This is a genomic window from Micromonospora sp. NPDC003776 (assembly GCF_053605645.1).
The window spans coordinates 1-8,126 of sequence record NZ_JBSGJR010000300.1 but is presented as its reverse complement, the minus strand read 5'-3'; the positions used below and the strand labels follow the sequence as shown (position 1 = coordinate 8,126).

Below are 8,126 nucleotides of genomic sequence, written 5' to 3'. Positions count from 1 at the left end.
CTCCTTGCTGCGGATCGGGGTGTTCGGGTCGAAGCCCGGCACCGAGATGCCGTGCTGCTCGGCCAGGCGCAGGCCGCGCAGGCTCGGCTCGCCCGGCCCACCGTCGGCCACCGCGCCCTCGCGCTCGTCGGCGAAGCCGGCGAGCTGGATGGCCATCTCCTTGAGGGTGCAGAGCCGGGCGCCCCGGGTCGGCATCGGCCGGCCACCGGCGCGCAGCTCGTCGACCACGCCCAGCGCGGTCTGCGCGTCGACGTTGTCGAAGAAGTCGTAGTTGACGGTCATCACCGGGCCGTAGTCGCAGGCCGCCAGGCACTCGGCGTGCTCCAGGGTGATCTTCCCGTCCTCGGTGGTCTCGTCGTGCCCGACGCCGAGGTGCTCGGCGAGGGTGTCGTAGACCTCCTGACCGCCCAGCACGTTGCACATCGTGTTGGTGCAGACGCTGACCAGGTAGTCGCCGGTGGGCTTGCGCTTGTACATGGTGTAGAAGGTGGCCACCGCACCGACCTGGGCCTTGTTCAGGCCGAGCACCTCGGCGCAGAACTCGACGCCGGCCGGGGAGACGTACCCCTCCTCGGACTGGACCAGGTGCAGCAGCGGCAGCAGGGCCGAGCGGGACCGGTCCGCCGGGTACCGGGCGATGATCTCCCGCGCCCGGGCCCTGGTCTCTTCAGTGAAAGCAGTCGTCATCGGTCACATCCACCCATCACGGGGTCCAGCGAGGCGCCACCGGCGATCACGTCGGCGATCAGGCCACCCTCGGCCATCGCCGGGAGCGCCTGGAGGTTGACGAAGCTCGGCTCCCGGTAGTGCACCCGGTACGGCCGCGTGCCACCGTCGGAGACCGCGTGCACGCCCAGCTCGCCACGGGGCGACTCGATGCCGACGTAGACCTGGCCCGGCGGGACCCGGAAGCCCTCGGTGACGAGCTTGAAGTGGTGGATCAGCGACTCCATCGACTGACCCATGATCTTGGCGACGTGCTCCAGCGAGTTGCCCATGCCGTCGACGCCGATGGCCAGCTGCGCCGGCCAGGCGATCTTCTTGTCGGACACCATCACCGGGCCCGGCTTGGCCAGCCGGTCCAGCGCCTGCTCGACGAGCTTCAGCGACTCGCGGATCTCGGCGAGCCGGACCAGGTAGCGGCCCCAGACGTCGCCGTCGGTGTGGGTGGGGACGTCGAACTCGTACGTCTCGTAACCGCAGTACGGCATGGTCTTGCGCAGGTCCCAGGCGAGACCGGCGGAGCGGAGCACCGGGCCGGTGACGCCGAGCGCGACGCAGGCGGTCACGTCGAGCACCGCCACGTTCTTGGTCCGCTCGATCCAGATCGGCTGGCCGGAGAGCAGGTCCTCGTACTCCTTGAGCTTCTTCGGCATCAGCGCCAGGAAGTCGCGGATCTTGCGGATCGCGTCCTCCGGCACGTCCTGCGCCACCCCGCCCGGCCGGACGTACGCGTGGTTCATCCGCAGGCCGGTGATGGTCTCGAAGATGTCGAGGATGTACTCCCGCTCGCGGAAGCCGTACAACATCATGTTGATCGCGCCCAGCTCCATGCCGGTGGTGGCCAGCCAGACCAGGTGCGAGGAGATCCGGTTGAGCTCCATCATCAGCACCCGGATGGTGGTGGCCCGCTCGGTGATGTCGTCGGTGATGCCGAGCAGCTTCTCCACCGCCAGCGCGTACGCCGTCTCGTTGAACAGCGGGGAGAGGTAGTCCATCCGGGTCACGAAGGTGGAGCCCTGGACCCAGTTGCGGTATTCGAGGTTCTTCTCGATGCCGGTGTGCAGGTAGCCGATGACCGAGCGGGCCTCGCGGACCGTCTCGCCCTCCAGCTCCAGGATCAGCCGGAGCACGCCGTGCGTGGACGGGTGCTGCGGACCCATGTTGACGACGATCCGCTCGTCGTTGATCGGGTCCGTGCCCGAGACGACCTGGTCCCAGTCCCCGCCGGTGACGGTGAAGACCTTGCCCTCGGTGGTCTCGCGCTCGGTCGCGTAGTTCGAGGTGGTCACTGGTACGACCTCCGCTTGTCCGGCGGGGGGATCTCCGCGCCCTTGTATTCGACGGGTACGCCCCCGAGGGGGTAGTCCTTGCGCTGCGGGTGCCCCTCCCAGTCGTCCGGCATGAGGATCCGGGTCAGGGCGGGGTGACCGTCGAAGACGATGCCGAACATGTCGTACGCCTCCCGCTCCTGCCAGTCGGCGGTCGGGTAGACGGCGGTGACGCTCGGCAGGTGCGGGTCCTCGGCGGAGACCGCGGCCTCCAGCCGGACCCGACGCCGGTAGGTCATCGAGGTGAGCTGGTAGACCACGTGCAGCCGGCGCTCGTCCGCGCCCAGGTAGTCCACGCCGGACACCGAGGAGCAGAGCTCGAAGCGGAGCGCCAGGTCGTCCCGCATCACCTGACAGACCTCGGCGATCCGCTCCGGGCGGACGTGCAGGGTCAGCTCGCCCCGGTCGACCACGACCTTCTCGATCGCGTCGCCGAACTCGGGGTACGCCTCCTCCAGCGCGTCCCGGACCTCGTCGAAGTAGCCGCCGTACGGCCGGGACGCCTCCTCGATCGGCTTGCGCTGACGGACCAGGCCGCCGTAACCGGAGACGTCGCCGGTGCCCTGGTTGCCGAACATGCCGCGACCGGCGGGGCTGGCCGGCGGGTACTCGGCGGGGGCGGTGCTGCTCGCGCCGGCCGGCGTCACCGGTACCGGTACGCCGCCGTCGTTGTTCTTGTCGTGTGGTGCGGTCACTTCGGGCCCCCGTGTGCGTGGAGGTGGTTCTGCGCCTTCATCCAGTTCTCGATCCGCAACTGCTCCTCGCGCCCCTCGCGGACCGCCCTGGTCCACTCGGCGCGCCGGGCCTTGTCGTTGCGGTACGACGACGGCATCGAGCCGTACGGCACCACCGGCACGTCACCGCGCTCCTTGCGGGCCTCCAGCATCTTGCGGCCGTTCGGGCCCAGCGGCTCGTACATGATCTTCTCGCGGAGCTTGAGGACCGCGTCGATGAGCATCTCGGGGCGGGGCGGGCAGCCCGGCAGGTACATGTCGACCGGGACGACGTGGTCGACGCCCTGCACGATGGCGTAGTTGTTGAACATGCCGCCGCTGCTGGCGCAGACCCCCATGGAGAGCACCCAGCGGGGCTCGGCCATCTGGTCGTAGATCTGGCGCAGGACCGGGGCCATCTTCTGGCTGACCCGACCGGCCACGATCATCAGGTCCGCCTGCCGGGGCGAGGCGCGGAACACCTCCATGCCCCAACGGCCCATGTCGTAGTGCGGGCCACCGGCCGCCATCATCTCGATGGCGCAGCAGGCCAGGCCGAAGGTGGCGCCCCAGACGGACGACTTCCGCGACCAGTTGACCAGCTTCTCGACGGTGGTGAGCAGGACGCCGGAGGGAAGCTTCTCCTCGATGCCCATCTGCCGTACCTCCCTCAGTCCCAGTCCAGGCCGCCGCGCCGCCAGACGTAGGCGTAGGCGACGAAGACCGCGACGATGAACAGGACCATCTCCACGAAGCCGAAGATCGGCAGGGCGTCGAAGGACACCGCCCAGGGGTACAGGAAGATGATCTCGATGTCGAAGACGATGAAGAGCATCGCCGTCAGGTAGAACTTGATCGGGAACCGGCCGCCGCCGACCGGCTGCGGGCTCGGTTCGATGCCGCACTCGTACGCCTCGAGCTTGGCCTTGTTCAGACGCCGGGGACCGGCGAATCGGGCGGCGGCCACGGAGAACAGCGAGAACCCCGCGGCGAGGGCGAAGAGCCCGATGATCGGTGCGTAAGGAGAGAGCGTCATCGTTGTCTCCTGCTCGTCCTTCCCTGACCTCGGCGGTTAGCGAAAATCACACTATTCACGTCCCTCGTGACCTCGGCCGGCGGGGGTCGATCTTTGTCGGTCCCGGGGGCGGCGTCGCCCCCGGAACCGCTGGTCTACACGGCTGGGGCGACCCGCGTCATCGCGTTGATGACCCGGTCCATCGCGTCCCCGCCCCGGGGATCGGTCAGGTTGGCCAGCAGCTTGAGCACGAAGCGCATCAGCATCGGGTGGGGCATGCCGTGCTTGGTGGCCAGCCGCATGACCTCCGGCCGACCGATCAGCTTCACGAAGATCCCGCCGAGCCGGTAGTAGCCGCCGAACCGCGCCTTGAGCTCCTGCGGGTACGCCATCAGCGCCCGCTCCCGCTCGGTGCCGGCCGGCCGGGCGAGTGCCTGCACCGCCACCTCGGCGGCCAGCTCGCCGGACTCCATGGCGTACGCGATGCCCTCACCGTTGAACGGGTTGACCATGCCGCCGGAGTCGCCGACCAGCAGGACGCCGCGGGTGTAGTGCGGGACCCGGTTGAAGCCCATCGGCAGCGCGGCGCCGAGGATCGGCCCTTCCGCGTTGGCCTCGTCGGTCATCCCCCAGTCCTCGGGGGTGTTGGCCAGCCAGTCGGTGAGCAGCCGCCGGTAGTTGGTCTTGCCGAAGGCGGCGGAGGAGTTCAGCACGCCCAGCCCGACGTTGACCCGGCCGTCACCGAGGCCGAAGATCCAGCCGTACCCGGGCAGGAGTGCGTCGTTGCCCTTGGCCCGCAGCTCCAGCCACGACTCCAGGTAGTCGTCGTCGTGCTTGGCGGGCGAGCGGTAGTAGCGGCGGACCGCGACGCCGATCGGCCGGTCCTCCCGCTTGGCCAGCCCGAGGGCGAGCGGGAACCGGCCGGAGACGCCGTCCGCGGCGACCACCAGCGGGGCGTGGAAGGTGGCCGGCTCCTTGTCCGGGCCCACCTCGGCCTGCACGCCGATCACCCGGTCGTCGGCGTCCAGCACCGGACCCATCACGTTCACGCTCGTCCGCAGCTTCGCGCCGGCGGCGACGGCCCGCTGGGCGAGCAGGTCGTCGAAGTCGAGCCGGGTCCGGACCAGGCCGTAGTTGGGGAAGCTGGCCAGATCGGGCCAGTCCAGTTCCAGGCGTACCCCGCCGCCGATCACCCGCAGGCCCTTGTTGTGCAGCCAGCCGGCCTCGGGCGAGGTGTCCACGCCCATCCGGATGAGCTGCCGCACGGCGCGCGGGGTCAGCCCGTCGCCGCAGACCTTCTCCCGGGGAAACTCGGTCTTCTCCAGCAGCAGCACACGCACGCCGTGCCGCGCCAGGTGGTACGCGGTAGCCGATCCTCCGGGACCGGCGCCCACGACGATCACGTCGGCGTCGTTCTCCACCGCGGTCATCTGCGCCTCCTCCCGCATGCTCGTGAAATGCTTCACAAGCCGATCGGGTTGGAGTCTATGACCGGGGTCATACGTGTAGGTGGTGAGGGGTACCTAACTTCCCGGAAACGTGCCGGTCGGAGTCCATTTCGGCCTCACGGACGGGTCGCTTTCGCAGGTCCCAGGCCGGCATCGACCCGGATGGTCTCGGGCAGGTGCTCGCGCAGCGCGCCCCCGGCGGCCCGGTCGAGCGCGGCCAGCACCTCGGCCACCACCTGACGGACGTCGGCGGGATCCGCGCCGGCCAGCTCCTTCAGCTGGGCGATGAGTTCGGCGGCGTCGTCGTCCGTGGCCGCCTGGTCTGGTCCCGTCATGGGGGCGATCTTACGGGGCAAAGTAGACGAAAAACGGATATTCACGAAAGAGGCTGGTTTGCCCGCAGCCGCCGTCGCTCCGGCGGTCAGTCCCGGATCGCCCGGTGCAGCGCCACGACCCCGCCGGTCAGGTTGCGCCAGGCCACCCTGCCCCAGCCGGCCGCGCCGATCCGCGCACCGAGGGCCGCCTGGTCCGGCCAGGCCCGGATCGACTCGGCGAGGTAGACGTACGCGTCGGGGTTGCTGGAGACCGCGCGCGCGACCGCCGGCAGCGACCGCATGAGGTACGACAGGTAGACCGTACGGAAGGCCGGGTTGACCGGGGTGCTGAACTCGCAGACCACCAGCCGGCCGCCCGGCTTCGTCACCCGGGCGAACTCACGCAGCGCCGCGTCGGTGTCGTTGACGTTACGCAGCGCGAAGGAGATGGTCACGGCGTCGAAGCTGGCGTCGGCGAAGGGCAGCCGCAGGGCGTCCCCGGCCAGCAACGGCACCTGCGGGCGGGTCTGCTTCCCGGCCCGCAGCATGCCCAGCGACAGGTCCGCGCCGACCGCGTACGCCCCGGAGTGGGCGAGCTCCTCGGTCGAGACGCCGGTGCCGGCGCCCACGTCCAGCACCCGCTCACCCGGACGCAGGTCGAGCGCCTGCCGGGTGGCCCGCCGCCAGAACCGGTCCTGCCCGAAGGAGAGGACCGTGTTGGTCAGGTCGTAACGGGCGGCCACGCCGTCGAACATCGCGGCGACCTCGTGCGGCTGCTTGTCCAGGCTGGCGCGCTGGCCCTGCGGGGTACGGCTCACCCCTCCACTCTGCCAGCCGGCCCGGGCCCGGCGCCCCCCGGGTACGCCGATCAGCCGGCCTGCGCGCCGGCCACTCGGCGGGACGGTGGACACAGCAGGGGCGGGATGGTGAACCATCCCGCCCCTGCTGCCGTGCGTTATGTGAACGGCCCTCCTGGGCCGATGGAGGACGAGCCTCAGGCGGTCGGCCGCTCGTCAGACGGGGTCACCAGGACCACCCGCCGGCGCCGGGCGACCAGGAACATCGCCCCACCGGCGACGAGCACCGCCGCGCCGATGCCGCCGATCAGGCCGGCCTGCGGGCCGGTCACCGGCAGGCCACCGTTGTCGCCGGCACCCCCGCCGGCACCCCCGCCGGAGCCGCCCTTCGCGGCGACCAGGACAGAGTAGCCGTCGGTGTTGTCCGTGGCGTCCACTTCGGTCGCCGTGACAGCCTCGGCGTTGGCCGGAAGCGCCTTCTCCCCCGCGGCGCGGGAGGTCTGCGCCTCGGCGCCCAGCGCCTCGACAGTCACCTGGCCACCGGTCAGGGCGCCGGCCTTGATGTCCTTGCCGACGGTCAGCAGGTGGTAGAACCGGCCACCGGAGATCAGGTCGTCGCCCTGCTTGTCCTGCGACCACGGGATCAGGTCCAGGTCGCCGTAGGTGCAGACCCGCGAGGTCTTGGCGGCGTTGTCCACGCAACCGGTCTCGGCCTCGGCGAAGGTCACGCCCTTCGGCAGCTTGACGCTGATCTTCAGGCCGGCCGCGGTCGCGTCACCCTGGTTGAAGACCGTGTAGATGAGCTGGCCGGTGTCTCCGGCGTGCAGATCGCCGGTGATCTTGATGTTGTTGCCCTCGACCGTGACGGCCTTGTTCACGTCGTTCGCGATGACGGTCAGGTCGGGGCCGGTGCCCTCGACCTTGACCTTGACGGTCACCTCGTTGTTGGACTCGTCGGGGTCGGTGCCGTCGTGCAGGATGATCGCGCTGATCTCACCGGCGTCACCGGTGGCGGCGCCCTTGCGCTTCAGCGGGAAGCCCCAGTCGACGTCCTCGCCGGCACCCAGGGTGTCGCCCTCGATACCGCAGAGGATCACGCCGTCCTGGCGCGGGTTGCAGCCGGTCTCGTCGATGTCGACCTTGGTGGTGTCCAGCTTGCTGATGTCCAGCCCGACCAGGATGCCCGTGGCGTCGACCTTGCTCTTGTTGAGCAGAGAGACGGTCGTGGTCTTGCCGGGCGCGCCCACCGCGATGGTGGTGCCGGTCGCCTCGATAGCCAGGTCGGCCGAGGTCTCGGCCATGGCCGGCGCGGCGAAGAGGCCGGCGACCAGGATCCCGGCGGCGCCGGTACCGGCGTACGCGAGGAGGCGGTTACGGAAGATCATGGAGGTCCCCCCGTGGGGTTGAGGACGGTACGGGCGGGGACGCTAGCGGCCCGCCACTGACCTCGCCACCCCCCGGGAGGCAGCGGCCTGAGCTGGACGACTAAGAAGGGCTTAAGGATTGCCCGAATTGATATGTCTTGTTGTCCTCGGGCGCGTGCCCAAGGGACTCAAACGGTAACCAAATTGAGACCCGTGAGCTGCGGTCGACGGCTGTTCACGCAGGTCACGGGGGTTGCCGACCGTAACTCTTCGGCAACCGTGAATGCACGGAGACAGGACGGACTCATCCAGCGGAGCGATCGAGCCCAGCAGGGGCGGGATGGTGACCATCCCGCCCCTGCTGTCGTGCGTCATGTGGACGGCCCTCGTGGGCCGATGGAGGACGAGCCTCAGTCGGTCGACT

At 69.9% G+C, this 8,126-nt stretch carries 9 protein-coding genes; all 9 read right to left on the bottom strand.

Translation table 11 applies throughout. The features are described from left to right. A partial coding sequence (gene nuoE / locus ACWEVO_RS22455; protein WP_452309490.1) for an NADH-quinone oxidoreductase subunit NuoE occupies positions 1–687 on the bottom strand: 687 nt, incomplete at its 3' end. Beyond that, complete coding sequence (locus ACWEVO_RS22450) at positions 684–2,012, bottom strand: NADH-quinone oxidoreductase subunit D (protein WP_452309489.1); 1,329 nt, start codon at positions 2,010–2,012, stop codon at positions 684–686. The genes ACWEVO_RS22450 and nuoE, both read right to left, overlap by 4 nt. Continuing rightward, positions 2,009–2,746: an NADH-quinone oxidoreductase subunit C gene (locus ACWEVO_RS22445; protein ID WP_452309488.1), complete on the bottom strand. Its 738-nt coding sequence runs from the start codon at positions 2,744–2,746 to the stop codon at positions 2,009–2,011. Before ACWEVO_RS22445 ends, ACWEVO_RS22450 begins: the two co-directional genes overlap by 4 nt. Continuing rightward, positions 2,743–3,420 carry a NuoB/complex I 20 kDa subunit family protein gene (locus ACWEVO_RS22440; RefSeq protein ID WP_452309487.1) on the bottom strand — a complete coding sequence of 226 codons (678 nt, stop codon included), beginning with the start codon at positions 3,418–3,420 and terminating at the stop codon, positions 2,743–2,745. Before ACWEVO_RS22440 ends, ACWEVO_RS22445 begins: the two co-directional genes overlap by 4 nt. Positions 3,421–3,434: 14 nt before the next feature. Continuing rightward, the gene (locus ACWEVO_RS22435) at positions 3,435–3,800 is read right to left on the bottom strand and encodes an NADH-quinone oxidoreductase subunit A (protein ID WP_091668660.1); all 366 of its coding nucleotides are present in this window, start codon (positions 3,798–3,800) and stop codon (positions 3,435–3,437) included. Positions 3,801–3,934: 134 nt separating this feature from the next. Next, on the bottom strand, positions 3,935–5,209 hold the full coding sequence (locus tag ACWEVO_RS22430) for a geranylgeranyl reductase family protein (protein WP_452309486.1): 1,275 nt from the start codon (positions 5,207–5,209) through the stop codon (positions 3,935–3,937). A gap of 134 nt (positions 5,210–5,343) precedes the next feature. Next, a complete protein-coding gene (locus tag ACWEVO_RS22425; protein WP_452309485.1) occupies positions 5,344–5,562 on the bottom strand; it encodes a hypothetical protein in 219 nt (72 codons plus the stop codon). Positions 5,563–5,648: 86 nt separating this feature from the next. Beyond that, positions 5,649–6,359: a demethylmenaquinone methyltransferase gene (locus ACWEVO_RS22420; protein ID WP_452309484.1), complete on the bottom strand. Its 711-nt coding sequence runs from the start codon at positions 6,357–6,359 to the stop codon at positions 5,649–5,651. Positions 6,360–6,535: 176 nt separating this feature from the next. Next, the gene (locus tag ACWEVO_RS22415; protein WP_452309483.1) at positions 6,536–7,723 is read right to left on the bottom strand and encodes an LPXTG cell wall anchor domain-containing protein; all 1,188 of its coding nucleotides are present in this window, start codon (positions 7,721–7,723) and stop codon (positions 6,536–6,538) included. Positions 7,724–8,126 lie beyond the last annotated feature (403 nt).